This is a genomic window from Burkholderia sp. 9120 (assembly GCF_000745015.1).
GTDB lineage: Bacteria > Pseudomonadota > Gammaproteobacteria > Burkholderiales > Burkholderiaceae > Paraburkholderia.
Genome location: NZ_JQNA01000002.1, coordinates 4480856 through 4506985, shown reverse-complemented (window position 1 = coordinate 4506985; position 26130 = coordinate 4480856). Strand labels below are relative to the sequence as shown.

General features: G+C 63.6%; 23 protein-coding genes. 14 read left to right on the top strand and 9 right to left on the bottom strand.

Features of this window, described 5'->3' with window-relative positions; all coding sequences use genetic code 11:
• Window positions 1-1146 (top strand): alpha/beta hydrolase family protein, encoded by a 1146-nt coding sequence (locus FA94_RS28210; protein ID WP_035557520.1) that lies wholly within the window; start codon window positions 1-3, stop codon window positions 1144-1146.
• 19 nt (window positions 1147-1165) lie between these two features.
• Here the strand turns inward: FA94_RS28210 and FA94_RS28205 are convergent, their stop codons facing one another.
• Complete coding sequence (locus FA94_RS28205; protein WP_035557517.1) at window positions 1166-2662, bottom strand: MDR family MFS transporter; 1497 nt, start codon at window positions 2660-2662, stop codon at window positions 1166-1168.
• Window positions 2663-2880: 218 nt separating this feature from the next.
• On the opposite strand from FA94_RS28205, the gene FA94_RS28200 reads away from it, so the two are divergent.
• The 6 genes from FA94_RS28200 (at window position 2881) to FA94_RS28175 (ending at window position 7831) form a co-directional block, all read left to right on the top strand.
• Window positions 2881-3141, top strand: coding sequence for a DUF1488 family protein (locus FA94_RS28200; protein ID WP_035557515.1), 261 nt, complete (start codon window positions 2881-2883; stop codon window positions 3139-3141).
• Between the two features lie 347 nt (window positions 3142-3488).
• Window positions 3489-4640 (top strand): porin, encoded by a 1152-nt coding sequence (locus tag FA94_RS28195; protein ID WP_035557512.1) that lies wholly within the window; start codon window positions 3489-3491, stop codon window positions 4638-4640.
• A gap of 186 nt (window positions 4641-4826) precedes the next feature.
• A complete protein-coding gene (locus tag FA94_RS28190; RefSeq protein ID WP_035557509.1) occupies window positions 4827-5135 on the top strand; it encodes a DUF4148 domain-containing protein in 309 nt (102 codons plus the stop codon).
• A gap of 432 nt (window positions 5136-5567) precedes the next feature.
• Window positions 5568-6203: a carbonic anhydrase gene (locus FA94_RS28185; RefSeq protein WP_035563251.1), complete on the top strand. Its 636-nt coding sequence runs from the start codon at window positions 5568-5570 to the stop codon at window positions 6201-6203.
• Between the two features lie 187 nt (window positions 6204-6390).
• A complete protein-coding gene (locus FA94_RS28180) occupies window positions 6391-7074 on the top strand; it encodes a type 1 glutamine amidotransferase domain-containing protein (protein WP_035557506.1) in 684 nt (227 codons plus the stop codon).
• Window positions 7075-7111: 37 nt separating this feature from the next.
• On the top strand, window positions 7112-7831 hold the full coding sequence (locus FA94_RS28175; RefSeq protein WP_035557503.1) for a carbonic anhydrase: 720 nt from the start codon (window positions 7112-7114) through the stop codon (window positions 7829-7831).
• Here the strand turns inward: FA94_RS28175 and FA94_RS28170 are convergent.
• Complete coding sequence (locus FA94_RS28170; protein WP_035557500.1) at window positions 7828-8409, bottom strand: alpha-ketoglutarate-dependent dioxygenase AlkB; 582 nt, start codon at window positions 8407-8409, stop codon at window positions 7828-7830. The genes FA94_RS28175 and FA94_RS28170 overlap by 4 nt on opposite strands.
• A 169-nt stretch (window positions 8410-8578) precedes the next feature.
• Window positions 8579-10900, bottom strand: coding sequence for a PA14 domain-containing protein (locus FA94_RS28165; RefSeq protein WP_231585045.1), 2322 nt, complete (start codon window positions 10898-10900; stop codon window positions 8579-8581).
• A 346-nt stretch (window positions 10901-11246) separates the two neighbouring features.
• Here FA94_RS28165 and FA94_RS28160 point away from each other — a divergent pair, with 346 nt between their 5' ends.
• Window positions 11247-12146, top strand: coding sequence for a DMT family transporter (locus tag FA94_RS28160; protein ID WP_035557495.1), 900 nt, complete (start codon window positions 11247-11249; stop codon window positions 12144-12146).
• Window positions 12147-12403: 257 nt separating this feature from the next.
• Complete coding sequence (locus FA94_RS28150; protein ID WP_081936184.1) at window positions 12404-13405, top strand: DUF4148 domain-containing protein; 1002 nt, start codon at window positions 12404-12406, stop codon at window positions 13403-13405.
• An 89-nt stretch (window positions 13406-13494) separates the two neighbouring features.
• Here FA94_RS28150 and FA94_RS28145 read toward each other — a convergent pair whose 3' ends face one another.
• Window positions 13495-14235: an LrgB family protein gene (locus FA94_RS28145; RefSeq protein ID WP_035557487.1), complete on the bottom strand. Its 741-nt coding sequence runs from the start codon at window positions 14233-14235 to the stop codon at window positions 13495-13497.
• On the bottom strand, window positions 14232-14603 hold the full coding sequence (locus FA94_RS28140) for a CidA/LrgA family protein (RefSeq protein ID WP_035557483.1): 372 nt from the start codon (window positions 14601-14603) through the stop codon (window positions 14232-14234). Before FA94_RS28140 ends, FA94_RS28145 begins: the two co-directional genes overlap by 4 nt.
• 140 nt (window positions 14604-14743) lie before the next feature.
• Here FA94_RS28140 and FA94_RS28135 point away from each other — a divergent pair, with 140 nt between their 5' ends.
• From FA94_RS28135 to FA94_RS28125, 3 genes are all read left to right on the top strand, one after another.
• Complete coding sequence (locus tag FA94_RS28135) at window positions 14744-15907, top strand: epoxide hydrolase family protein (protein WP_035557481.1); 1164 nt, start codon at window positions 14744-14746, stop codon at window positions 15905-15907.
• 242 nt (window positions 15908-16149) lie between these two features.
• Window positions 16150-17505 carry a sigma-54 dependent transcriptional regulator gene (locus tag FA94_RS28130; RefSeq protein WP_035557471.1) on the top strand — a complete coding sequence of 452 codons (1356 nt, stop codon included), beginning with the start codon at window positions 16150-16152 and terminating at the stop codon, window positions 17503-17505.
• 363 nt (window positions 17506-17868) lie between these two features.
• Complete coding sequence (locus FA94_RS28125) at window positions 17869-18843, top strand: hypothetical protein (RefSeq protein WP_035563250.1); 975 nt, start codon at window positions 17869-17871, stop codon at window positions 18841-18843.
• Window positions 18844-18918: 75 nt separating this feature from the next.
• Here FA94_RS28125 and FA94_RS28120 read toward each other — a convergent pair whose 3' ends face one another.
• Complete coding sequence (locus FA94_RS28120) at window positions 18919-19692, bottom strand: YkgJ family cysteine cluster protein (RefSeq protein ID WP_035557468.1); 774 nt, start codon at window positions 19690-19692, stop codon at window positions 18919-18921.
• Window positions 19693-19991: 299 nt separating this feature from the next.
• Between FA94_RS28120 and FA94_RS28115 the strand changes: the two genes are divergently transcribed.
• On the top strand, window positions 19992-20606 hold the full coding sequence (locus FA94_RS28115; RefSeq protein WP_035557465.1) for an HAD family hydrolase: 615 nt from the start codon (window positions 19992-19994) through the stop codon (window positions 20604-20606).
• Window positions 20607-21225: 619 nt separating this feature from the next.
• Window positions 21226-23400, top strand: a complete 2175-nt coding sequence (locus tag FA94_RS28110; RefSeq protein WP_035557463.1) for a M1 family metallopeptidase — start codon at window positions 21226-21228, stop codon at window positions 23398-23400.
• 132 nt (window positions 23401-23532) lie between these two features.
• Here FA94_RS28110 and FA94_RS28105 read toward each other — a convergent pair whose 3' ends face one another.
• Genes FA94_RS28105 through FA94_RS28095 form a run of 3 tightly spaced genes read right to left on the bottom strand, consistent with a single transcriptional unit; the run spans window position 23533 to window position 26114 of the window.
• The gene (locus FA94_RS28105) at window positions 23533-24180 is read right to left on the bottom strand and encodes a glutathione S-transferase family protein (RefSeq protein WP_035557460.1); all 648 of its coding nucleotides are present in this window, start codon (window positions 24178-24180) and stop codon (window positions 23533-23535) included.
• 44 nt (window positions 24181-24224) lie between these two features.
• Window positions 24225-25340, bottom strand: coding sequence for an alkene reductase (locus FA94_RS28100; RefSeq protein WP_035557458.1), 1116 nt, complete (start codon window positions 25338-25340; stop codon window positions 24225-24227).
• A 27-nt stretch (window positions 25341-25367) separates the two neighbouring features.
• Window positions 25368-26114, bottom strand: coding sequence for an SDR family NAD(P)-dependent oxidoreductase (locus FA94_RS28095; RefSeq protein WP_035557455.1), 747 nt, complete (start codon window positions 26112-26114; stop codon window positions 25368-25370).
• Window positions 26115-26130 lie beyond the last annotated feature (16 nt).

Here is a 26130-nt window from a genome sequence, read left to right as displayed (position 1 = left end):
ATGTTTCGTAGATGCGGTGCCGCGCTCCTGTGCGCGGCGGCTTTGTCGTGGGCGGACGGTGCTGTGTCGGCGGAGGCTGCCGGGGCCGGCTGGCATGTGGGTGAGACGGTGCGGATCATTCATCCGCCTGTCGCGCGCAATTGGCGCGGCGCGGCCACCGAGGCGCTGGTCACGCGCATCTGGTATCCCGTCGATCCGTCCGTGCCGGAGCAGCGGCATGACGTCGGCAAACCCGGCGATCCGTTGTTCGTTGGGCATCCCGTCGCCGACGGCGCGCCGCTGTCGGCCGTGCGCGCCACGTATCCGCTGCTGGTGCTGTCGCACGGCACCGGCGGCAGCGCGGACAGTCTCGACTGGCTCGGCGCCGCGCTTGCCGCGCACGGGTATATCGTGGCGGGCGTCAATCATCCGGGCAACAGCGAACTCGAACCGCTGACCCGCGACGGTTTCACGCTGTGGTGGGAACGCGCGACGGACGCCAGCGAAGTGCTCGATAGCGTGCTGGCGGACCCGAAGCTGGGGCCGCATGTCGACCGCGACAGGATCGGCGCGGTGGGCTTTTCTCTGGGCGGTTATACGGTTCTGGAACTGGCGGGAGCGCGCACCGATCTGGCGGGCTTCGATCGGTTCTGCGCCTCGCCGGCGGCCGATGCGATCTGCCAGCCGCCGGAAGCGGCGCGGATTCGTGACGCGTCCGGCGCGACGGTGCCGTTGCGCGATCAATCAACGGACGATGCGGCGTCGGCGGAGACCAAGGCGTCGCGTGCGCGGTCTGGTGCGTCGTATCGCGATCCGCGCGTCAAGGCGGTGTTCGCGATTGCGCCCGCGCTGGGCGAGGCGCTGACCGCGGAGTCGCTGGCTGCGATCACGATTCCGGTGTCGCTGGTCGCGGGCGCGGGCGATGTCACCGCGCCGGTGGACACTAACATTCGTCGCATCGCGGCATCGATGCCCAAGGCCAGCGTCACGTTCGTGCCTGACGCGTGGCACTACACGTTTCTCGATACCTGTTTGCCGGCGGTGGCCACGCGTCTTGCCCGCATCTGCCGGGACAATCCCGGCGTGGATCGCGATGCGGTGCATGCGAAGACTGCGGCGCAGGCGGTTGATTTTTTTGCCGCGACGCTGCCCGCGAAACAACCTTAGAAGCAGCCTTAGCCGACGGTCAATCTTCCAGCGGCGACAACGCTTCGAGCGGCACGGGTCTCGCGGTGCGAATGTTGACCGGCGGCACGAACGCCAGCAGCACGACCACGAAAATCGCGATCACGAACAGCGAGATGAACGTAAGGTGCAGCGACTGATGCAACACCATACGGATCATGTCGCTGTCGCCGAGACTCGCTGCCTGATTCTGCAGCAGCGACTTCAACTGATCCGACGTGACGACCGCCAGACCCTTGGAATGCGTCAGCCCGAAGTTGAGCACGGCACCGAACAGCGTCGCGCCCAACGTGCTGCCGAGATTGCGCGAGAACAGGTTCGACGCGGTGGCGCTGCCGCGTTCGTCCATGCCGACGATTTCCTGAATCAGCACCAGCGAGCTGACGCTGGACGTGCCCATGCCGAAGCCCATGATCAGCGAGCCGAACGCCGCGATCAACGGCGACGCGCCGGGCGACAGGAACAGCAGCAGCGCCGCGCCGATCGGCACGAACGCGCTGCCGACGATCAGAATGCGCCGCAAGCCGAGGCGGTGAAACGACTTGGCCGCGAGCGTGGCGCCGGTCGGCCAGCCGACCATCATCATCGTCAGCGCGAGGCCGGCCACTACCGGCGAGCGATGCAGCACGCCCTGCACGTACATCGGCAGGAACGTGGTGGCGCCCATCAGGATCATGCCGGAGAGCAACGTCGAGCCGTTGCATGCGGCGATCGGCCGGCGGCTCCATAGCGCGAACGAGATCATCGGTTCGGCCGCGCGACGCTCCTGCGCGACGAACAACAGCACGCACAGCAGGAACGCGCCGCCCGCCAGCGAGGCGCGCGCGATTTCGTCGTCGCCCGCATAGGTCAGCGCCATCATCAATGCGGCGATCGCCGCCATGAATAGCGCCGCGCCGGCGAAGTCGATGGACGGCCGCGCGTGGCGCTCCGGTTCGCGCAGGAACGCGATGAAGCCGGCCGCAGACGCGAGGCCGATCGGCACGTTCATCCAGAAGATCCATGCCCACGAGAGGTTATGGATGATGAAGCCGCCGACCATCGGCCCGACCACCGCTGAAATCGCCCAGACGCTCGCGAGATAACCCTGTACCTTGCCGCGTTCATGAGCCGGATAGAGATCGGCGACGATGGTCAGCGTGACCGGCTGGATCGCGCCCGCGCCGACGCCCTGAATCAGGCGGAACACGATCATGGCGGGCATCGACCACGCGAAGCCGGCCAGCACCGAGCCGACCAGGAAGATCGCGATGCCGATCAGCATGATCGGTTTGCGCCCGTACAGATCGGCGAGTTTGCCGAACACCACCGTCATGGCGGTTTGCGTGAGCAGGAACGACGAGAACACCCAGCTATACAGATGCAGGTCGCCGAGTTGCGCGACGATTTGCGGCATCGCGGTAGAGACGATGGTGGCTTCGATGGCGACCATCGCCATTGAGGCCATGACCGCGGCAATGACTAGAGGACGCGACGATTGTGGGTTGCGGGAGGACATGGGGCGTTAGTATTAGGATGTCAGGCACGTCGCACGGCACCAACTGCGGTCATGCCGCGACGCATCAGCGCGGCTGCGCGAAAGCGGCCGAGGGTCGAGTATGCACCTTGCGGAGAAAGCGCGCAGCGCATCAATCGTGCGGGCGAGCCTGAGCGGATCGCCCAGCTTTGGCACGGCGTTTGCGCGTCCAACGCTACTTTCACACATGGAGGGTCACTATGAGGATCGAATTCACCGGACGCCGCGAAGTGGTAGCCGCGGCGCGCGTCGCCTTCGAAGCCAATGTCGACGGGGCCGACGTCTGGTGCAGCGTGTCGCTGGATGCGCTGAACAACCATTTCGGCAACGACGGCCCATCGGCCCATCATCTCGTCAATACGTTCGAGGCAAATCGCGCAAGGATTGAAAACGCTACGCGCCGGGTCCTCGAGAAAAACGGCGGACAGTCCGTGGAACTCGAGACGGACGACTTCAATTAGGGCATAGAAAGTCCGGCGTTCGCGCGCCGGGCTTTTCGCGGCATGCTTGCCGCTGGTGCTTTTCATCGTTGCTTTTCTTTGTTGCTTCTCATCGGCGCTTTTCATCGGTGCTGCGCACCGTTGTTCACACACCACCCCACGCGCCATCCCGGCATGCCACGCCTGCCGATCACGCCATCGAAACATCGCGCCAACGCGCACCGCGCCACGATTGCGACTTCTCCGTGACCGATTGTTCCTGATTCGATAAAGGACTCCTCCAGGCCGCGGGCATTCGTTTTCGAAGGCCGCGTTTTTATACTCCGCGTCGCTGTTCAACCCCACACCCAGCTACGCAGGAGCATCAAGTGAAAAAGATTTCGGCCGCGGTCGCGGCGTTTGCAGGACTCGCCGGCACGCTCGCGCATGCACAAAGTTCGGTCACGCTTTACGGCCTTATCGACGCCGGCGTGATGTACACCAACAACGTCAAGAAGGGCGGCACGCAGGGCGTGCTGGTGCAGGCGACCAGCGGCAACGTCAACGGCAGCCGCTTCGGTTTGCGCGGCGGCGAAGACCTGGGCGGCGGTCTGCAAGCGGTATTCGTGCTCGAAAATGGCTACAACGTGCAGAACGGCAAGCTCGGCCAGAACAGTCGTCTGTTCGGACGTCAGGCGTATGCGGGCTTGAGCAGCCAGCAGTTCGGCACGCTCACGCTCGGCCGTCAGTACGATTCGCTGGTCGATTTCGTCGCGCCGTTGTCGGGCACAGCGGGCACGTTCGGCGACACCGGCTTCGCGCATCCGTTCGACAACGACAATCTGAACCACTCGGTGCGGATGAGCAACGCCGTCAAATACACCAGCGCGAACTACGCGGGTCTGAAGTTCGGCGGCCTCTACGCGTTCTCGAACAACAGCGACTTCGCGGTCAATCGCGCGTACAGCGCAGGCGTGAGCTATAGCAATGGGCCGTTCAAAGCGGCCGCAGGTTATCTGCAGATCAACGGCGCCAACTCCGCCACCAACACGGCGGGTGCGGTGGATCTCGGCGAATCGACGGCGAACGGCACGGGTGGCTTCCAGCTTGGCGCCGAGGTTCAGCGCACGGCAGGCGCTGCGCTGAGTTATGGTTTCGGTCCCGTGACGGCCGGCTTCGTCTACACGCACAGCCAGTTTCAGAACACCGCGTCGTTCGGCGCCACGCACGGCTCGATGCGCTTCGACAACTACGAAGTGAACGGCAAGTACAAGGTGACGCCGGCGTTCAGCCTCGGCGCGGCGTACACGTACACGGACGCGCACGTGGGCGGCACGACGAGCTTCGGCGCCGATCCGAAATGGAACCAGGTGAATCTGCAAGCCGTGTATGCGCTCTCGCTGCGTACCGACGTGTACGCCGAAGCAATGTTTCAGCACGTGACCGGGCAGGGCTATACCGCGTTCATCAATACAGCGGGCGGCGCGTCGTCGACCGGGAATCAGGTGGTCGGCACCGTGGGGCTGCGTACCCGCTTTTGAGTCGTTGCTTTTGAGTACCCGACTCTGAGTCGGCGCCTTGAGCGCGACTTCTCCAGATCCAGCAACAATCCCTTCGATGCGCGCCCATTATTCTCCGACGAATCGACGCCTATATTGAGTCCTGCGGTGACGGTGAGTCCGACTCGCAGCACCGCAAACCATCAATTACCGGAGGTTGTTTTTATCATGAAGTCATTGCTCAAGGCCGTTGTTATCGTCGCTTCGCTCACTGCTTCGGCCACCGTGTTTGCCCAGTCGACCACCCGTGTCACCCGCGAGCAGGTTCGCGCCGAACTGGTTCAACTCGAACAGGCCGGCTATCACGTCGGCGACGGCGACCAGGCGCATTATCCCGACGCGATTCAGGCCGCCGAAGCGCGCGTGGCCGCGCAAAACAGCAACGTCAGCGGCTATGGCGGTAACGCGGCAGGGGCGTCGGAAAGCGGTCGCCCGGCGGTGTCCAAGGCCGACTGGAATGCGATGTATAGCCGTTGATTCAGTGTGCCTTATCCGACGGAGCGCGATGTAATCGCAGTGAATGTCGAGCGGCCTGGTTGTGTTGCGCTTATGCGTGTCCGGTGTTGAAACCGCGCATTAGCGCAACGCTTCGAGAGTGAGCCGCGATGGAAGGCACTCTTCCAGCGCGGCACCTATATCCGCTTCGTCGACCCAGATACAGTAGTCATGCACGCACGGTTCCGGTGTGCGAGCGAGAGAGTTGGCCCCGGCTGGTAACAGTCGGGGCTTTTTTTATGGGCGCGGCCTTCAGATCAAAACGCTGTGATGGTCGCACGCACGATTCGCCACCTCGCGTGGCCGGTGAGCCAGACGCCTGCTGCGGTATAGTCCCGCCAACAGACAGCCGACTCGCACCGCTTGACCGGTGCGGGCGCTGCAGACCTAAGCTTCGACTATCTGGAGATCATCGTGCAGGAAATCATCGAAGGTATCATCCGCTTTCAACGTGACGTCTTTCCGCAGCAGAGTGCGCTGTTCAAGCGCTTATCGGCCGCGCAAAGCCCCAATACGCTGTTCGTGACCTGTTCCGATAGCCGCGTCGTGCCGGAGTTGCTGACGCAGACCGAGCCGGGCGCGCTGTTCGTGATCCGCAACGCGGGCAACATCGTCCCGTCGTATGGTCCGGAGCCGGGCGGCGTGTCGGCCACGGTCGAATACGCGGTGTCGGTGTTGGGCGTGCGCGATATCGTGATCTGCGGACACTCGAACTGCGGCGCGATGACCGCGATCTCGACCTGCACGAATCTGGATCATCTGCCGGCAGTGGCCAGCTGGCTGCGTCATTCGGATGCCGCCAAAGCAATCAACGCGTCACGCACGTATCACTCGGACGCCGAGCGTCTGTCCGCGCTGGTGAAGGACAACGTGATCGCGCAGTTGTCGAATATCCGCACGCATCCGTCGGTGGCGGTCGGGCTCGTGAATAAAACGCTGCAATTGCACGGCTGGATCTTCGACATCGAAAGCGGCACGATGCTCGCGCTCGACGGGCGCACCGGCCAATTCTTGCCGCTGGTGGACAACCCCAATATTTACGCGGTCTGACATTGCGTTTTTCGATGTGAGCGGCCCGCCGACGCGGCCCGCTCGCGCGGCAAGAAATCCTCTTCGACGTCACCTGGCGCCACCTATACTGCCAGAGCGCCTGGAGCGGCTCGCGCCACTGCGGCGCCACTCCAGCGCCGTCCGGCGTGCGCAAGCCGGGCGAATCGAAACCGTTTACGAGGTCGATATGGAAATTCTGGTGGTCTTGACGTCCCACGATCAGCTTGGCAACACCGGCAGAAAAACCGGATTCTGGCTTGAGGAATTTGCCGCACCTTATTACGTGTTCAAAGACGCGGGCATCGCGACGACCCTGGCGTCGCCCAAAGGCGGACAGCCGCCGCTCGACCCCAAGAGCGACGATCCCGACGCGCAGACCGACGCAACCCGGCGCTTCAGCAAAGACGCCGATGCGCAAGCCGCGTTGGCGAATACGGTCACGCTCTCCAGTGTGTCGGCGGCGGATTACGACGCGGTGTTTTATCCCGGCGGTCACGGGCCGCTGTGGGATCTGGCGGAAGATCCGCACTCGATCGCGCTCGTCGAGGCGCTGTATGCCGCGGGCAAGCCGGTCGGCGCGGTGTGCCATGCGCCCGCGGTGTTTCGTCACACGAAGACGCCCGACGGCACGCCGCTGGTGCGCGATAAACCCGTCACAGGCTTTGCGAATACCGAAGAGGCGGCTGTCGGGCTCACCGACGTCGTGCCGTTTCTGGTCGAAGACATGTTGAAGAAAAACGGCGCGAGTTATTCGAAAGGGCCGGACTGGTTGTCGCATGTGGTGGTCGCCGGGAATCTGATCACCGGGCAGAATCCGGCTTCGTCGGAAGCGGCCGCGAAGGCGTTGCTTGCCAGGCTTGGCGTGACCTGAGTATCTCCGTAGCGCACCAGCACATAGGAGACCTGCCATGTGCGAACACCATCCGATTTCTTCCACGCGACGTGACTGGCTACTGGCCGGCGCGTCCGCCATCACGCTGGCGGCGTTGTCGCCGCACGATGTCATGGCGGCCGAACCGGTTGCCGGCAATGCGCCGAATTCGATTCCACCGCAGGAAGCGCTCGACCGGATCATGCAAGGCAACGCGCGCTACGCTGCGAATAGCCCTTCAAACAAGGACTTTTCCGCAGGCCGGGTGGCGCGCGTGGAGGCGCAGTATCCGATTGCGGCGATCGTCGGTTGCGCGGATTCGCGGGTCGCGCCGGAGCTCGCTTTCGATCAGGGCCCGGGCGATCTGTTCGTGGTGCGCGTGGCCGGCAATTTCGTCAACGAGGATATGCTCGCGAGCCTCGAGTATGGCGTCGAGTTTCTCGGCGTGCCGCTGATCATGGTGCTCGGGCATACGAACTGTGGGGCGATTGCCGCGACCGTCAAGGTGATTCAGAAGGGCACCGTATTGCCGGGGCACTTGCCCGACCTGGTTCGCTCGCTCAAGCCGGCGGTGCAATTGGCCGGTTCAGCTCATGATGACGATCTGGTTGCGCGCGCCACGATCGAGAACGTGAAGCTGAACACGAGCAGGCTGATGGTGTCGAAACCGCTGATCGGCCAGTACGTGCGACGCGGCAAGGTCAAGGTAGTGGGCGGTATTTACGATCTGGCGACGGGCAAGGTCACGTTGATCTAAGGCGCGAAACAGCGGAACGCGAGACTGATGCGCGGCCGGGCGACATCCGCCAGCTTGGGGATGCCGTGTTCGTGCGTGAATTGCGACGCGTAGCTCATCACGAGGCAACTCCCCGGTTCAAGTTCGACGTGCACGGTTCGGCCGGAGCCTGTTCTGGAGCGGATCGACATGCGGCGGCTCACGCCGAGCGAGACGATTGCAATCGGCTGGCCCGGCACGAGCTTGTCCGTTTTGTCGCTGTGCGGCGCGACGCTGTCGCTACCGTCACGATAGAGATTGAGGCCGACGCGATTGAACGGTGCGCCGATCAGCGCGCGCACGGCTTCGAACGCCTCGCCGAGCGGCGCGGGCAGATCGGCCGATTCGCGGGCGAAAGTGGCGAGCAGGCGCGGAACGGCGACCTCGCGTTCGTACATCATGCGCTGCTGGCTGAGCCAGCCGACGTTGCGCTGTGCCTCGTCGAACCAGCGCTGCGCGACAGCCGGCGGGATCGAGTCGGGCAGATAGCGGATGCCGCCTTCTTCGTCATGAACGAGAGAGACGGGTTCGGCGGCGAAGAGGGCTTGCTGGGCGGACATCATTCCAACGACGGTAACGAGGGCGCGGAAGGGCGCGGGTGTTTGCTGTCGTCTATTGTACTGTGTTTTTATACAGTGGTTTTTCGCTTGGGAAAGGTCGATCGGTTCTTGCTGGATAGACAAGTCGTCCGGCAGCACCGCACTGCCGGACGACTCTCTCACCACCTGATCAATTCGCCGTCACCAGCGAATCCGACGGCACGATCCGCAACGCCGACGGATTGCGCGCCGCCGAACTCGACCACAGCAGATGCATGCTGGCCGGCCCCGTCCCATGCACGTACTCGACCTTGATCGACGCGCGCTGCTTCGCGGCGAGCCAGGTCTTGCCGCTCAACGTGCCTTGCGACGCGCTCTTCTTGTCGATGATCTTCACGCCGTTGATCCACAACCGTGCGACGTTGTCGCTATCGATCGAGAACGTGTAGAGCCCCGACTGCGCCGCCTGAATCGCACCCGTCCAACGCACGCCATAGCCGGTCGCATTGACGCCGGCGGAGGCGTCAGGCGAATCGGTGCCGCGCTCGGTGTTCAGATCGAAGTCGATCAACGGCGTAACCGACGTCTTGACCGGCGCGCTTTTGAAGGTCGGATCGTTGTAATAGCCGACCTGCAGCACCGGCAGTTTCACGTCGAAACCACCGGTCAGCGCCTGCGTCTCCGAGGTCTGCCACGGGTGGCCGTCAGGATAGATCGTCCCCTGGAACGGGATGGCCGGTTCGACCGTAGCGGGTGCGCTCGGCACCTGCCCCCAGTGGAAACGCGTATTGGTGCGCCCGATCATCAACTCCCACACGATAAAACCCGTGCTGCCGCCATAGTTCGCGACGATGCCCGGCATGGTCTGCCCCGTGGTACCCGGAAAGCCGCGCTGCAAGGTTTCGGAATTCAGCGCACTGACCGAGCTTCCGTTCACCGGACCGGTGTACGGATTGCCGTACGGATGGAGCGCGTAGAAGTCCGAGAAGTACGTGCCTTCGTCCTCCTGCACTTGCGGCGCGTTGATCGGCTGGGTGGCGCCGGCATTAAGGATCGCGATGCGCGCGTCGTTCATCAGCACCGCGCGGGTTTCCTGCAGCGCGCCATTGCCGCTGCAACCGGGCTCGTTCATCGTCTCCCAGAAGATGATGCGTGGATCGTTGCGATGCGGCGCGACGAAGTCGGTGATGTAGCTCGCCAGACTCGCCTTGTACGTGATGCTGGCGTTCGACGCGCTCGGCTGGAAATACGCCTGTTCGACCGGCGTGCCCGGCGACTGCACCCATTGGCTGTTATGCACGCCCCAGACCGGCGCGGGTTGCGGGCCGTATTGCGGCGTAGGGTTCCAGCAGTCGTCGTAGAAAATCGGCGAGACCTTGATGCCGTGACGCGCGGCGATTTTCAGCAGGTTCTCGAACTTGCTCAGGAACGCGACGCGATCGTTCGCCCACACCAGGTAGTGCAGATACACGGCGATGGTGTTCATGCCGTAGGTCTGCGCGTAAGTCAGTTCACGATTGACGATGTCCGGGTCGTAGTTCTCCCAGAAGTCGATCGCGTTCACCGCGTTCGACGGCGTGTACACCGCGCCGACCACCTTGGAAAAATCGTAGCTCGGCGAGGTCACGGTGGGATACGTGCGAATCGTGACGTTGCTGAAGCTTGCGCCGACGCCGAAGCGCCGCAGCCCGAAGCTGCCCGACTGGAACACGGCGGGCAGGGCATTGGTGGCGTCGTTGACGCTGATTACGCGCTGCTGGTCGAGGTCGACGGTGATCGCGGTGCCGCTCGTCGTCACCTTCAGGTGATGCGTGCTGCCGCCCACCACCGAACTGACCGGATACGCGATGAAGTTCGTCCAGTTGTTGTTCTCGCGTCCCACCACGACCGAGTGCGTGCCGGTGTCGAGGCCGATGTAGTAGCCGGTCAGGCTGTCGGGACCGCCGGCCGTCGGGTTGGTGGTGCGCACGAGAAAGCCCGCGTTGGCGGCGCCGTTGCCGACCGGTGCGCTGACCGTCAGGTCGGCTTCGTACGATGCGGTGGCGTAGGTGCTGCCGAGCGCGACGGTCTTGTCGCCAGCGCCCGTGCCGTTGGTCGGCGGCGCGGGAATCGCGATCGTCGAGCTGTTGGCGCCGGTCTGCCAGCCTTGATTCGAGCCGGGCGCGAGGTAGCTGGTGAAGTCGCCGAACGAGAGTGTGGTGGTGGAGACCGGCGCGGGCGGCGCAGGCGGTGTGTACGGCGGCAGGTTGAGCGTCGGATCGGCGATCACGAGCGGCGGGATGGTCGTTTTCATGCCGAGCGGAACGGTTTTCGCGGCCCGGAATTCGTTGTCGACGCTGGCCAGGTCGGCCGCCGAGGCAGCCGATGCCGCAGCCGCCGCGGAAGAGGCCGAAGCCGAAGGATCGGCCGCGACGGTCTGTTTGTTCGCCGATGCGGCCGCACCGGGCGAGCCGTCATTGCCACCGCAAGCGCCAAGCGTAGCCAGCGCCGCAAGCACAAGATAATTGCGCACCTGTATCTCCTGATGTCCCCGCTTAGTAGATGGTCATAATTATTATTAAAGCTGAACGTGGCCATGGACAGAGAGTCTTGGCCTCACGATGCGGAAATCGATATGAATAATATTATTACTTTTGCTTACCTGTATCGGGACTTACCCGGAATCGTCGGTGGAAAGTTTCCGGACGGCGAGGGCGGTGATGCGATGCGCATTGGGTGACCCGTTGGACTGGGATCGACCCGCCTTCCGGACAGCGGGCATAATCCGTTTTCCGACGGCGCGCGCTTCATAAACGCCGCAAGAACATCACGCAAAACCCCGGCGCCGCGCTCGTCACGCGCGCTTCCCAGGACCCCTCATGCCGCCCATTACCGCCGTTCGGACGACCGCCGTACCGCCGCGCAGCATCGCGCTGATCCTCGTTTCGATGTTCTGTTTCGCGCTCGTCGACGCGCTCGCCAAATCCGTGGCGCTCGCCTATCCGGCCAACGAAGTGACGTTCTTCCGCATGCTGTTCGGTCTCGTGCCGGCCGTCGCGGTCTGCCTGCGCGGCAAGCCGCTTGCCGAACGTCTCAGACACATGGACGTGCGCGGTCAGACGCTACGCGCGCTGACGTTGCTCGGTGCGTCGGGTCTGTTCTTCGCCGGCTTGCCGTACATGCCGCTCAGCGAGGCGGTCGCGATCGTTTATTCCGAGACCTTGCTGGTGATCGTTCTGGCGCCGCTGCTGCTGAAGGAAACGCTCAAGCCGCGCGATGCGATCGCGGCGGCGATCGGTTTTATCGGCGTGCTGTTCGTGGTGCGCCCGGACGGCGCGCATTCGAGCTGGCTCGGGCCGGTGCTGCTGATGTCGAGCGCGTTCTTCGGCGCGTTGTCGATCGTTCAGATCAAGCGCATTCGCGCCACCGACGACTCGGGCACCACGGTGCTCTACTTCACGGTGATCGGGACGCTCGTCACCGGCGCTTCGCTGTTGCTGGCGTGGCGCACGCCGACGCTCGAAGCGCTCGTGACGATGGCCCTGCTCGGCGCGTTCGCGACGGCCGGGCAGTTGCTGATGACGATGGCGTTTCGCGAGGCCGACGCGGGCGCGCTCGCGCCGTACAACTACACCAGCATCGTCTGGGCGGCGCTGTTCGCCTACGTGGTGTGGGGCGAGACGATCGGCGCGATGGCGCTGCTAGGCATCGCGTTGATTGTCGGCAGTTCGATTGCGGTGGCGATGCGTGGCAAGCAGGCGGAAGGGCCGCTCGTCTAGTCCCATATGCCGGACCTGCGGGCATGGTTTCATGTCGGTGGATTGCCTGGCAGTTCCAACATGGTTCGGAAGAAAACCCCGCTGCCGCAGGTCTTTTCGGACAACTGGCAGGCCCATTCCGACGTTTCGGCGTTTCAAACGCGGAAACCGAGATTTCCTCGCATCCAGTTCAATCACACTTTCGTACGTGACTGGATCGGCCCCGAACTCGTGGTCGTTGCGGTGGCATCGATCTGCCGGTCGCCGCGAACCTTCTGATGAGTTCGGACACGTTGCGGCGAGCGCGGCGTGCGGCCACGATCGGAGGGGGACAAGGTATGCATGGCGAACCCAGGAAAGTCGTTCTGAGCAGTCTCGTGGTGGGCGCGGTGGCGATTGCGGCCTACGTCTCACCGGCAGGCCGGCACTGGCTCTCGGTGGATGAACCCAGCATGGACAGCGGCGGCGAGGCGGCCCGGCACGCGCGCGGCGACATCATGAGCGGGGCGATCACGTCCGGTCCGGTGCTGGCTGGCGGTGCTTCGGATGCCGCGTTGTCCAGCGGCTTGCAAGCCGCACGCAGTAGTTTGCAGCGCAACGACCTTGGCGCCGCGCAGGCGCAACTCGATGCGGTAGCGGCGACGCACAAAAACGATAACCAGGTGGCCGCGCTGCAGCGCGAGGTGCAGGCGCGCGCGCAAGCCTCGCCGCAGGCGCAGGTCGTGGCGCAGGAGGAGCCGAAAGCGAAGCGCACGTCGGCGCCGGTGAAGGGCCATCACTCTCGTGAGCGCCGCTATGCCACTCGCGATTATTCAAGCCGTGCATCCGGCTACGCGACAAAACGGCGCGGTGTGGGAACCCAGGTAACGGGTGCTTCAGGCGATCGTATGGCGGCCAGCAACGTCCCGCTTGACGAGCCTGCCGTGCTGACTTCGCGAGCGCGTACCGTTGCGCCGACGATCAGGGTGGGACAGGGTGTCGCCAGCGCGCCGGCCGTGCCGCCGCTGATCCTGCTGACGCCATCGGGCGCCGGCGTCGAGCAGGCGTCGCCGTCGAACCGCCAGGCCGAACTGACCGCGCAAGCGCCACTTCAGTCGACGTCGCTGCAATCCACCGCGCCTGGCGGGACATTGTTGAAATCGGACGGGCCGAAGACGCGCGAGCAGGTGCGCGAGGAGATTGTTCGCGCGCGAAGCAACGGCAGCCTGCCGGCATTCGGCAATCCGGACCCGGCGGGGCCGGGCGGCGCGCCGAGTCTGGTCAACGCGCAGCGTCCTTGAGATTGCGCTTGCTGAACGCCGCCAGCGCAGACGCAGGTACAGCGGCTAGCCGTCGCTTTTCCGCGCGCTACGATTCCCCGCTGCGCACATCAACCCATCAACCACCGCGCCGCCAGCGGCATCAACACCGGCACGACGAACGCGGTGAAGATGGCGTTGAGCCCCATGCCCAGACCGGCGAACGCGCCCATTTCCTCGCTGACCTGAAACGCCCGGGCCGTACCGATACCGTGCGACGCGATGCCGAGCGCGAAGCCCCGCACCTCCGGTTCCACGATCCGCAGCGCGTTGAGAATCGCGCGCGCGAATACGGCGCCGAACACGCCGGTCGAGATAACGAGCACCGCCGTCAACGAAGGAATACCGCCGATTTCCGACGCCACCGCCATGGCGATCGGCGTGGTCGCGGATTTAGGTGCGAGCGAGGCGAGCGTTTGATGCGACGCGCCGAACATCGCCGCCACGCCCACTGCCGAAACGATCGCCGTCAGCGATCCGGCGACCAGCCCGCCGATCAGCGGCAAGGCCGAGCGGCGCAGTTTGGGCCACTGCCGGTAAAGCGGTAGCGCGAGCGCCACCGTCGCGGGGCCGAGCAGGAAGTGCACGAACTGCGCGCCTTCGAAGTACGTCGCATACGGCGTGTGGGTGATTTCGAGCAGCGCGACCAGCAACGCCACCGCGATCAGCACCGGATTGGCGAGCGGATTGAAGCGCGCTTTGGTGTAGAGCATCTGGGCGATCAGATACGCGATCAACGTGATGGTCAACCCGAGCAGCGGGCTCGCGGCGAGATAGACCCAGATCGCGCCGAGCTTCGGAATGGCGGTCACGATGCGGCCTCCGGCGCGACCGGATCAGTCCGCTGCCGGCGCATCAATGCACGCGTGACGAGCGCGGCCACGGCGATCGTGAGCGTCGTGCTCACCGCAATGGAGACGATCACCGCCAGCGCGTCGCCGCGAATCCGCTCGGCCGACACCATGATGCCGACGCCGGCCGGCACGAACAGCAAGGACAGATGACGCAGCAATTCGAGCGCGGTCGGCTCGATCGCGTCGGCGGCTTGCGGACGCAGCATGAGGAAGCCGAATAACAGCAGCATGCCGATCACGGGTCCGGGTACGGGCACATGGAACAGGTACGAAATGCCTTCACCGAGGCACTGAAACGTGAGTAGGGCAGCGAGCGCTCCAAGCATGACGGTCTCCGGAACGGACAGGGGGAAACGGAAAATTTGCCCATTGTGTACCATGGCCCCTGCTTCGTGTTCGTAGCGTGCGCAGGGTGGCCGTTGGGCGTCGCGCGTGATTTCCCAGCCTCTTGCGGATGAGTTCCCCCATGCGGATAGACCCGTTTCACGTTGCCATTCCCGACGCCGACATCGACGATCTGCGCAGGCGGATTCGCGCGACGCGCTGGGCGCCGGCCACGCCGTCGCCCGCGTGGCAGCAAGGCGCCGACAACGCGTGGCTGCGTGAACTGGCCGCCTATTGGGCCGACGCTTTCGACTGGCGCGCGGCGGAGCGCAAGCTGAATGCGCAGCCGCAATTCCTCGCCCATGTCGACCGTCAGCGCGTGCACTTCGTGCATCGGCGCGGTGAAGGTCCCGCGCCGTATCCGCTAGTTGTGACGCACGGCTGGCCGGGCTCGTTCTTCGAGTTCCACACGCTTATCGAGCACTTGTGCAATCCGGCCGCGTTCGGCGGTGACCCCGCGGATTCGTTCGACGTCGTCGCGCCGTCGCTGCCTGGCTTCGCGTTTTCACCGGCGCCGGCTCAGCCAGGCTGTTCCGCGTTTCAGGTGGCCGACCTGTGGGCGTCGTTGATGCAGGGGCTCGGCTACGAGCGTTTCGGCGCGCAGGGCGGCGACCTTGGCGCGGGCGTGTCGGTGGCGCTGGCCGCGCGGCATCCGCAGCAAGTCGACGGGATTCACCTCAACTTTCTGCCGTCCTCGTATGAACCCGCGATCGGCGCGGACCGGCAGCCGCTCACGCCCGCCGAAGAAAACTATCTGCGCTCGAAAACCGAATGGGCCACGCTCGAAGGCGGCTACGCCCACTTGCACGGCACGAAGCCGCTCACGCTGGCGGCGTCGCTCAACGATTCGCCGGTGGGACTCGCCGCCTGGATCGGCGAAAAGTTTCGTGCGTGGAGCGATTGCGGCGGCGAGATAGAGCGGGTGTTCTCGAAAGACGACCTGCTCACCGACATTTCGCTCTACTGGTACACGCAAAGCATCGGCCCGTCGATCCAGATGTACTGGGAGAACCGTTTGCAACCGATGCGCTTCGCCGCGGATCAACGCGTCGTGCCGCCAGTTGGCTTCGCGAGTTTCCCGAAGGAGATCAACCATCCGCCGCGTAGCTGGCTCGAACGAACCTTCGACGTCCAGCAGTGGACCGAGATGCCGAGCGGCGGCCATTTCGCGGCCATGGAACAGCCCGCGTTACTCGCCCACGAGATCCGCACGTTTTTCAGACCCTTGCGGCATAGCGTCAAATAGCGCTGATCTCTGTTTGGAACAGCACAAAAAAACGCAAAAGAACGCAAAACAGCATGAGCGCCGAACCATTAAATTTCGTCAGACTCGGTCTGAATGGGGGCCGTACCGCGTATCATCGACGGTCCTCACCGTATCCGGGACACACATCGGCATAGCGCATCGGCATAGCGCAGCGCCGAGGGGGCTGGGCTCGATACAGTCCAGTGCAGACAGTGCGGGACCATCAAAACACAATGCATAAAATGAAGGCCATTACGCGGCGCGTCATCTATTTCACCCGGGATCCTTCGGCGGATCTGCTCGCGAGCTTCCAGGCGCGCGAATGGAACGTCGAAGTCATCGGCTCGGTTCAGGAAGTGCGGCAAGTCATGCAGGACGGCTCGCTGGCCGGTGGCCTTGTCGATTTTTCGAGCGTGTACGAGCCGCGCGACGCGGCCATGCTCGAAGCCTGTCTGGCCTTGCCGACCATCGGCTGGGTGGCGATGGCCGCGGCCACGCAACTCGACGACGCGAATTCACGCCGGCTGGTGCGGGACTACTGCTTCGACTACATCACGCTGCCGGCCGCCAACGAAAGAATCGTCGACACCGTGGGCCACGCCTGCGGCATGATCTCGCTCGGCGAACCGGCGTTCATCGACACCGCGGAGGCCGAAGGCGAGATGATCGGCACCTGCGACGCCATGCTCGCGCTGTTCCGCTCGATCCGCAAAGTCGCCACCACCGACGCGCCGGTGTTCATTGCCGGCGAGTCCGGCACCGGTAAGGAACTGACCGCCGCCGCGATCCACGCGCGTTCGCCGCGCCGCAAGGCGCCGTTCGTCGCGATCAATTGCGGCGCGATTCCGCCGCATCTGCTGCAATCCGAGTTGTTCGGCTACGAGCGTGGCGCGTTCACGGGCGCGAATCAGCGCAAAGTCGGGCGCGTCGAAACGGCCAACGGCGGCACGCTGTTTCTCGACGAAATCGGCGATCTGCCGTTTGAGAGCCAGGCGAACCTGCTGCGTTTTCTGCAGGAAAGCACCATTGAACGTTTGGGCGGGCAGGGTTCCATCGATATCGACGTGCGCATTATCTGCGCGACTCACGTGGACATGGAAGCCGCGATCGAAGCCGGCCGGTTTCGCGCCGACCTGTATCACCGTTTGTGCGTGTTGCGGATCGACGAGCCGCCGTTGCGCACGCGCGGCAAGGACATCGAGTTGCTCGCGCTGTCCACGCTCGACCGCTATCGCAAGGACGCAAGCCGCCGGTTATATGGCTTCTCACCGGACGCGATCACGGCCATGCATCAATACGATTGGCCCGGCAACGTGCGCGAACTGATCAACCGGGTGCGTCGTGCCATCGTCATGTCGGAAGGGCGCACGATCAGCGCCGAAGATCTCGAACTGTCGAGCTACGCCACGACGCTGCCGGTGACGCTCGCGCAGGCACGCGAAACCGCCGAACGCCAGGCGATTGAACTCGCGCTGTTGCGTCATCGCGGCCGCCCCGGCGACGCCGCCCGTGAACTCAGCATTTCACGCGCCACGCTGTACCGTTTGCTGGCCGCGCACGGCATGCGCGAAGGTGTGGAAAGCGAAGCGCGCGCCTGATGCTTTCTTTCAGGTGAGTCGGCTACGCCTCACCACAGCATGACGCTGCAACGTGCCGCGCGTCACATGTCGCGCTGGTCATTGCATTGATCAGTAAGTTGTTCATGCGCGCCCAATCAGCAACCTGCAATTATTGCGCAGAGCCGCGACGCCGAAACACGATCGATTCTCGCTGCGTTATGTCTCGCTGGTTTTTGGCGGAAAGGTAATGCAAGGACGTGAAACGATTGGGCATACCTGATGCCTGCGCCCCGGTTCATCTGACTCCATCGCCGCAGATCAGTCTCACACCGATTCGACTTCCGAACAATTGCGGCAGCGCTGGAAAAAGCGAACCGTCTCTCACGCATGGTGAGGAGCAACGTGAATCTTTTTCCTTGCACGCTCGTTTATGTGGATGGTGACGCGAAGCCCGGTCCGAATTCGACCAACCGCGATCCGCTGTCGTATGTCAGCCAGGCGATCTGCCTGAACAACAGCTTGCGGCGTGTCGGCATGCCGGCGTTGACCATCATGACGAACGCGCCGGCACTCGTCGAGCAGCGGCTTGCCAGCATGCCGGCGGAGCATCGGCCGGCGGTGACGAAGCTGGCCGCGACGATCGAACTGCCGAAGAACACGCCGTTCTACGCCGCGCATTTCAAGCTCGACCTGATGGACCAGGTGGCCGCGAGTTTGTCCGAAGACACGATGATGTTGTTGCTCGATGCCGATATGGTGGCGCTGCTGCCGCTCGACCGGAATCTCGTCGAACGTTGCGCGGAAGCGGGGCTTGGCGTGTTCGATATTTCGGATCAGGTGTTTCCGGCGTATGGCAGCGAGAGCGTTGTCGAGGATCTGGAAATCGTCGCGGATCGGCGCCTGAAAAATCCGCGCTGGTACGGCGGCGAATTCCTGCTCGCCACGCCGGCTTCACTGCGTCGCCTGGTGCCGTGCGCGCGCGCCTATTACGCGCGTTATCTCAGCGAAAGCGGGCGCCTCAAACATCATGGCGACGAAGCGTTCATCTCCGCCGCGCTCAATACGCTGGTCGACGAAGGGCAGGTGCTGATCGAGGTCGGCGCCTACCAGGCCGTGGGGCGTCATTGGCCGGGCAACAACTATCGCGACGTGCGCTGGTTTCGCTGCTGCTCGTTCGTTCATTTGCCGGGCGGCAAGGCGCTGCTCGAAAAGGAAGCGCGTTTCGGCGAATTCGCGCCGGACCGTTTCTGGCGACATATGCGCGTGGCGCATTTGCGTGGGCGTGTACGGCACGCAGTGAAGCGGATTGCCAGGATGCTGAGTGTCGGGCGGCTTGCCACGTGGTCGGCTTACGCGGTGCGCGGTGTGAAGAGTTAGACGCGCAGGCGGCGTGTCCAACCTCTCACTTTTCTCACCTGAACCTGCTTCACGCGACGCCAGCGCGCGGCGCAATCACGCCGGTTCCGCCGGGAAATAACCGTGATAGCGGAAATGCGCGTCTGTCGTGGGTTCGCTGAGACGACCCGTCGCGCCGACCGACAGCAGCGTTTCCACCGTCACCGCGCGATTCGACACGAAGGTCCACGGCTCGGCTTCAACCAGAGCGTCCGGCGTCGTGCGAATCTGTTCGAGCGCGTTGCGCAGCGCGTCGCTGTCCGGCGCATAGATCACGAAACCTTCGTTGGCCAGCGCCGCTTCGTTCATACCCAGCGCGAGACACAACTTCACGCGCAACGCGGCCTCGAGCTCACTCATACGGCGCGACTCGCCAACGAGTTCTCGCGTCGTTTCATCGACCAGCACGCCATGCCGTTGCAGCGGCGTGTGCTGCCAGGCTTCCGGCGGACAGCCCTTGTTTTCCGGTGCAAGCGGCACGAAAGGATTGATTTCGGCGGGATAGATCCGGCACACCAGCGGCCGCTGTTCGTAGATACGGCAGCGCATGTCGGCGTCCAGATTCGGACAGGGGCCGGCGAACGCGGCGACCAGCAGGACCGAGACGCGCACCGGCAACGTGCCGCTCATGGTCGGCGCCGAACGCGCCTTCTTGTAGGCGGCCTGTTCGTTGCCGGCTTCGGGTTCGACCGGCCATGGAATGGCCTCGCACAGCAGCTCCATCTGGCCGCCTCGCGCGAGCCACGCGGCCGCCTCGGCCAGCGTTAGCGGCAGGCGTAAATCGTGGCAGCACTTACCGCAGGCCGTGCATTCAAAGTTGATATCGTCCACCCTCTGATTCCCTCTACAAAAGTCGGTGTCGTGCTTGGTCGGGAAGGGCGCAAGATTCTGACAGCGGGTCGAAAAAAGATCTGACGGGTCGACCGCACGGCGGAATGAGGCATCCGGCGCGCGGCAAATGGCAGGTCGGGGCGATTTTTTGTTTTTTGCCGCAAGGGTGCCGAAAAACTCGTGCCGAAAAGCGGCCTGCCGACAATCGGCGGGGCACAATCGAAAACGGGCAGACGTGCGGCGTCACCGCATTATGGGCTGCCTTCATTTCTGAAAGCTTTCGAAGCGAGGCCGTCAGCATGAACGTACCGATCGCGCTGGTTCTGTTCGACATGGAGGGGGTGCTCTCGCATTACGATCGCGCCGCGCGAGTCGAGCGTCTCGCGGCAATTTCAGGTTGCACGCCGGACACGGTGCGTGACGCGATCTGGACGTCGGGTCTCGAAGGCCGCGTCGACGCGGGCCAGATTGATGACGACGACTACCTGAGCGAGTTGAGCGCGCTGCTGGCTTATCCGGTTAGCCGCGACGACTGGCTGACGGCGCGCCATGCGTCGATCACGCCGAACCTCGAAGTCATTGCGCTGGCCGCGAGCGTCGCGCAACATCGGCGCATTGCGGTGCTGACGAATAATTGCCGGATGCTGGCCGAGAACATCGGTTATCTGAACTCGCCGGTGGCGCGGCTGTTTGGTCCTGACGTTTACGCTTCGGCGTCGTTCGGTGCAGCGAAACCCGCAGCGCAGACGTATTGGCGCTGCGTCGAACAACTCGGCGTGCCGGCTGCGGAAACGCTGTTCGTCGACGACACCCAGGCCAATGTCAACGGTGCGATCGACGCCGGTTTGCAGGGCTATCTTTTCGTCGGCGCCGCCGAACTGCGCGACGAGTTCAAGCGACGCGATCTGATCTAGCCGCAGGGCTCGCTCGTTCCGGCAAAACATTCCACCGACAGCCGCATCACCATGCCGCATGGCGGCGAACTCAATTGCCGGTTCAAATTGAACTCGCATTGAGCGCGATTGATGTCGGCGACGCTAATAACACATTCCAGACTCATGGGAAATTAAGTTTCCCCGTAGTGTCGGCGTGAATGCCGCGATTTAGAAGATTAACTCTCGCGATTACCTAATCCATTCGATAGGCATACACCGAAACGTGTGCGTGAAATATTTTGAAAGAAAGTTGACATGAGAACGTCTGCCAAACTAGGCTACGCACTGTCGTCAAAACTGATCCTGCTTTGATGCACCTGCCCGGAGACGCAGGTGAGGCGCCGCTGTGCCGGTCAGGTGGGCGATTGCGTGAAAGCCGAAGAAAACGGCTCAAGCCGTCATTCGGAAAGCATTGTAATGAATTGAAGTCGTCATTTGAAAATCAGCCGTTAGTGCTGAGGGTGTAACACGTCCCTATATTCTCGCTAGCAATTCGGTGCTAGTGCGGGAGACCTTTTTTGCTGAAAAAAACAGAGAAACACAGCTCAAGTACTCATCGCACATTCTTTATGCCGATATTGTCAGTCGAGGATTAAAAATGCGTATAAATTTCCGATTGCAGATACAGTGCCTCGCACTTGCCGGAATCGTGGTTCTGGCGGGATGCGGCGGTAGCGACGGCTCGCCTTCGCCGAGCAGCAAGGCCGCGCAGCCTCCCGTCGCCGCGTCCGAAGCCGCGCTGACGCCGCCGGCCGCACCGGTCGTTGCCGATACATCGATCAACAGGAGCGTGCCGCCGGTCGAGTTGCCGGACACCGTCACGCCGATCAACTACAAGCTGTGGTTCCGGCCGAACCCGGCGCTCTCGTCGTTCGACGGCCGCGCGGACGTGCAGATCAAGGTGCAGAAAGCGGTCAATGCGATCACGATTGCCGGCCACCGGATCAAGTTCACCAACGGCACGATCACGCTGCAGCCGGGCAACATCTCGCTGATCGCCACCCCGCAGGACGACGGCGATTTCTACCAGCTCCGCCCGGTCAGCGGCCAGATCGCCGCCGGCAACTACTCGCTGCATATGGAGTGGAGCGGCATCATCAACTTCAAGACCTACGACGATCCCGTCGCGAAGACCGGCGGCAGTTGCGGCGACGATCCGTATCCGGGCTGCTCCGCGGCCGAAGGCGTGTTCCGCGTCGATCTGAAGTCGACCGACGGCAGCACCAGCGGCGCGATTCTCACGCAGGGCGAGACGAATCTGTCGCGGCAATGGTTCCCCGGCTGGGACGAACCGGCTTTCCGGCCGACCTATGAGGTGAGCGCCGAAGTCCCGCAGAACTGGAACGTCGTCTCGAACGCGGCCGAAAAACCGGCGGTGAACGTGGATAGCGGCTACAAGCTGGTGTCGTTCGAGAAGACGCCGCCCATGCCGTCGTATCTGCTGTTCTTCGGCGGCGGTCAGTTCGATATTCTCGAAGACGACTTCACGAGCCCGCTGCCCGACGGCAAGGGTCTGCATCTGCGTATCTTCACGCCGCCCGGCATGCGTGACTGGGCCAAACCGGCGATGCAGCAGACCAAGCAGGCGCTCGATTACTACTATCGCTACACCGGGATTCCGTTGCCGCTCACCAAGTTCGACACGATCGCCGCGAACGACGCGTTCAAGGACCAGAAGGACCTGAACTTCGGCGGCATGGAGAACTGGGGGGCGATTCTGGAATTCGCCGACGACATTCTGCCGCCGCCCGGCACGCCGATGTCCGACTACGGCGTGACGGTCCTCACGCATGAAGCCGCGCACCAGTGGTTCGGCGATCTCGTCACGCTCGACTGGTGGGACGACGTGTGGCTCAACGAATCGTTCGCGACGTTCTTCGAGAACAAGACCAAGGTGCGCTTCTTCCCGGACCGCTTCAACTGGGTCGACAACGTGAAGGAAAAGTACGCGGTGATCAACGCCGACCTGAAGTCGACCGCTTTCCCGGTGCAGCCGAACTTCAATGGCTGGGCGTCGAACGACTTCGTGCTGAGCGCGAGCGCCTTCACGTACAACAAGGGCGGCCACGTGCTGAAGATGCTGGAGAACTATCTCGGCGAAGACTTGCTGCGTAAAGGCCTGCAGTCGTATCTGGCCGATTACTCGCTCGGCAACGGTACGCCGAAGCGCCTGTGGGACGAACTGAGCAAGGCGAGCGGGCAGCCGATGGGCGCGATCGGCGACAGCTTCGTGCGGCAAACGGGGGTGCCGTTGATCTCGCTGGATACGCAGTGCGATCTGACGACCAACCAGACCGTCGTGACGTTGAAACAGTCGCCGTTCCCGAACCAGAACCAGTATCCGGGCACGCAGTGGACGATTCCGTTGACGCTCGCTTATGGCGACGGACTCACGTCGCGCAAGACGATTGCGCTGAAGGACACGCAAACCCAACTGCGGTTGAACGGCTGTTCCGCGGTGCTCGCCGATCCGAGCGGTCTCGACTACTACGTGACCAACTACAGCAACACCGCGTGGAGTCAGTTGCTCGCGCAGGGTAATGCGCTGAAGGATCCTGTGCTGCTGACGAGCCTGCAACTGGAGGCGAAGTTGCTGGTGAAGAACGGCCTGGCCGATCCGTCGCGGGCCACGAGTATCGGTTCGCTCAGTCCGACGGCCGCACCGCTCGCGCGTCAGATGCTGATGACGGCGCCGACCACGCAGTCGCAACGTCCGACGATCCGCTATCAGGGCAAGTTCCGGCTGAAGCCGCAGGCGCAGCAGGGGCAATAAGCGGTTGGAGTGAGTAGCAGGGTGGCCCGCATCGCAATACGCCGATGTAACAACACAGCGATGCGGGCAACTGTTTCAGCTTTATTGTCGACGTCGCCTCGAACGAGGCGACGCTTCACGCGCGCCGATCCATCACGCTGCAGCACTGGCTCGCGCCGATACACCGTCATACCAGCGCTTCACCGACTGCAACGCCGTCGGCACGGGCAGATCGATCGCCTTGGCCGCGAAATCGATCGTGACCAGCGCGGTAATGTCGGCCACCGAGAAACGATCGCCCGCTACAAAAGCCGTGTCTTGCAGGCGCTCGTCGAGATCCGCCAGAAAATTGACGGTGCGCTGCCGGCTGCGTTCTACAAGCTCGGGAATCTGCGCGTAATCGTGCGGCCCGGCAATCGCGCGGCCCTTCAAACCCGCCGCTAGATTGCGGATCGCTTCCATCACCGACGCGAAACCCTCCTGTTCCACGCGCCGGTCCCACATCGCGATCAACGCTTTGTCTTTCGCGGTGGTGCCGAGAAGCGGCACGTCCGGATAGATGTCTTCGATGTAGCGCTGAATCACCGGCACCTCGCCGATCGACGTGCCGTCCGCGAGCACCAGCGTCGGGACGACCCGCCGTGGGTTGATCGCGCGATAGGCGTCGCCGTGTTGTTCGCCTTTGCCGAGGTCGACCGCGACGAGCGGGACCGTGAGGCCTTTCTCAGCGAGAAAGACGCGGACACGGCGTGAATTCGGCGACGAAACGCCGTGGTACAGCGTCAATGTTTCGGTTGTCATGACAGGCTTCCTTTGAACGATGTTGAAGATGCCGAACGCGCGCGTTAAGCCGCGACGCCTTCCGCGTAAGTGGAAAAGTCGAGATAGCCGCGTTCGTCGCCACCCCAGAACGCTTCGCGGTTGTACTGAGTCAGTGGCTGTCCGAGCCGGAAACGCTCGGGCAAATCCGGGTTCGACGAAAACCACCGGCCGAATGCCACCAGGTCGGCGTCACCGCGTTGCAGAATCTGCTCGGCGCCGTCGCGATCGAAACCACCCGCGGCGATGATCGGTCCGCTGAAAAACCGGCGCAGGAACGCGGACGCAACCGGCGTTTGCCCCTCGACCAGCGTTTCCGTGCCCATCACGCGCGGTTCGATCACGTGCAGATACGCGAGACCGTACTCGTTTAGCCGTTGCGCGAAGTAACCGAACGTCGCTTCCGGATCGCTGTCCGAAATGGCGCCCCACTGGCCGCTCGGCGAGACCCGCACGCCGACGCGATCCGCGCCCCACACCGAAGCGAATGCCTCGACGGCTTCGAGCGAAAAGCGCGCGCGCTTCTCGAGCGTGCCGCCGTAGGCATCGGTGCGTCTGTTGGTGCCGTCCTGCAGGAATGTATCGGCGAGGTATCCGTTGGCGTTGTGCAATTCGACACCATCGAAACCGGCATCTTTCGCACGCGCCGCCGCGTCGCGGAACGAGCGGATCAGCGCGGGAATTTCGTCGAGTTCGAGCGCACGGTGCGGCGAGTTCGGCACCCAGCCGTTCTGCGTGAACACGGTCGTGTCATAAGGCACCACCGACGGCGCCACCGGCGCATTGCCCCAGCTCAGGTCGACGTGCGATTGCCGGCCGTCGTGCGCGATCTGCATGACGATGCGCGCGCCGCGTGCGTGGACCGCGTCGGTGATCTTGCGCCATGCGTTGACGTGCTCGTCGGTGTAGATGCCGGGCGCGCCGAGATAGCCGCGGCTGTCGTGCGACGGATGCGCGCTTTCGGTGATCATCAGGCCGCCTGCGGACGCGCGCTGCCGGTAGTACTCGACCATCATCGCGCTGGGGCTGTCGTCCGGATCGGCGCGCAGGCGCGTCATCGGGGCGAGGACCACGCGATGGGACAACGACATCGGCCCGACGTTGGCCGGCGACAGCAGTTTCAGTTCGGAAGAAGCGTTCATTTTTTTAGTCCACGTTATGGAATGGATTCAGCCTGCGGTCTTGCCGCCATCGACGCTGACGATCTGCCCCGTCACGAACGACGCGGCTTCCGAGGCGAGAAAGACGATTGCGCGCGCCACGTCATCCGGCTTGCCGATCCGGCCGAGCGGCACCTTCGCCGCGAGCGCCGCCTTGTTTTCCGGCGTGCCGGTGAAACGGTCGAGCATGCCGGTGTCGGTCGGTCCCGGCGCAACCGCATTCACACGCACGCCGAGCGACGCGACTTCGAGCGCGGCGGATTTGGTCATGCCTTCCACCGCATGCTTGCTGCCCGCGTAGACCGACGCGAAGGCGGCGCCTTCATGACCGTAGGTCGACGACACGTTCACCACGCTGCCGCTCTTTTGCGCCGACATCACGCGCAGTTCGTGCTTCATGCTGAGCAGCGTGCCGAGCACGTTGGTATCGAACGTGGCGGTGTAGCTCTCGGCGGTCTGGTTCGTGATCGCGCCGGGTTGGCCTTCTGTGCCGGCGTTGTTGACGGCGGCGTCGAGGCGGCCGAAGCGGGCGACAGTCTGGTCGACGAGGCTCGCCACTTCTTCATCGCGGCGCACGTCGGCCTGGATGAAGTGGGCATCCGCGCCGAGATCGCGCAGTTCCTGTTCGAGTGCGCGGCCCTCGGCCGCGCGGCGACCGGAGACGACGAGGCGGGCGCCGCTTTGCGCGAAAGCGACGGCGGTGGCGCGGCCGATGCCGGTGAGTGCGCCGGTGATCAGAATGACGGGCTGGTTCATGTTCAACTCCTGACGG

What these genes read in the sequence shown, in the direction of transcription:
- FA94_RS28210 (WP_035557520.1), top strand. Translation starts at nt 1, where the DNA reads ATGTTTCGTAGATGCGGTGCCGCGCTCCTGTGCGCGGCGGCTTTGTCG.
- FA94_RS28205 (WP_035557517.1), bottom strand. Translation starts at nt 2,662, where the DNA reads ATGTCCTCCCGCAACCCACAATCGTCGCGTCCTCTAGTCATTGCCGCG.
- FA94_RS28200 (WP_035557515.1), top strand. Translation starts at nt 2,881, where the DNA reads ATGAGGATCGAATTCACCGGACGCCGCGAAGTGGTAGCCGCGGCGCGC.
- FA94_RS28190 (WP_035557509.1), top strand. Translation starts at nt 4,827, where the DNA reads ATGAAGTCATTGCTCAAGGCCGTTGTTATCGTCGCTTCGCTCACTGCT.
- FA94_RS28180 (WP_035557506.1), top strand. Translation starts at nt 6,391, where the DNA reads ATGGAAATTCTGGTGGTCTTGACGTCCCACGATCAGCTTGGCAACACC.
- FA94_RS28175 (WP_035557503.1), top strand. Translation starts at nt 7,112, where the DNA reads ATGTGCGAACACCATCCGATTTCTTCCACGCGACGTGACTGGCTACTG.
- FA94_RS28170 (WP_035557500.1), bottom strand. Translation starts at nt 8,409, where the DNA reads ATGTCCGCCCAGCAAGCCCTCTTCGCCGCCGAACCCGTCTCTCTCGTT.
- FA94_RS28160 (WP_035557495.1), top strand. Translation starts at nt 11,247, where the DNA reads ATGCCGCCCATTACCGCCGTTCGGACGACCGCCGTACCGCCGCGCAGC.
- FA94_RS28150 (WP_081936184.1), top strand. Translation starts at nt 12,404, where the DNA reads ATGAGTTCGGACACGTTGCGGCGAGCGCGGCGTGCGGCCACGATCGGA.
- FA94_RS28140 (WP_035557483.1), bottom strand. Translation starts at nt 14,603, where the DNA reads ATGCTTGGAGCGCTCGCTGCCCTACTCACGTTTCAGTGCCTCGGTGAA.
- FA94_RS28135 (WP_035557481.1), top strand. Translation starts at nt 14,744, where the DNA reads ATGCGGATAGACCCGTTTCACGTTGCCATTCCCGACGCCGACATCGAC.
- FA94_RS28130 (WP_035557471.1), top strand. Translation starts at nt 16,150, where the DNA reads ATGAAGGCCATTACGCGGCGCGTCATCTATTTCACCCGGGATCCTTCG.
- FA94_RS28115 (WP_035557465.1), top strand. Translation starts at nt 19,992, where the DNA reads ATGAACGTACCGATCGCGCTGGTTCTGTTCGACATGGAGGGGGTGCTC.
- FA94_RS28110 (WP_035557463.1), top strand. Translation starts at nt 21,226, where the DNA reads ATGCGTATAAATTTCCGATTGCAGATACAGTGCCTCGCACTTGCCGGA.
- FA94_RS28105 (WP_035557460.1), bottom strand. Translation starts at nt 24,180, where the DNA reads ATGACAACCGAAACATTGACGCTGTACCACGGCGTTTCGTCGCCGAAT.
- FA94_RS28100 (WP_035557458.1), bottom strand. Translation starts at nt 25,340, where the DNA reads ATGAACGCTTCTTCCGAACTGAAACTGCTGTCGCCGGCCAACGTCGGG.
- FA94_RS28095 (WP_035557455.1), bottom strand. Translation starts at nt 26,114, where the DNA reads ATGAACCAGCCCGTCATTCTGATCACCGGCGCACTCACCGGCATCGGC.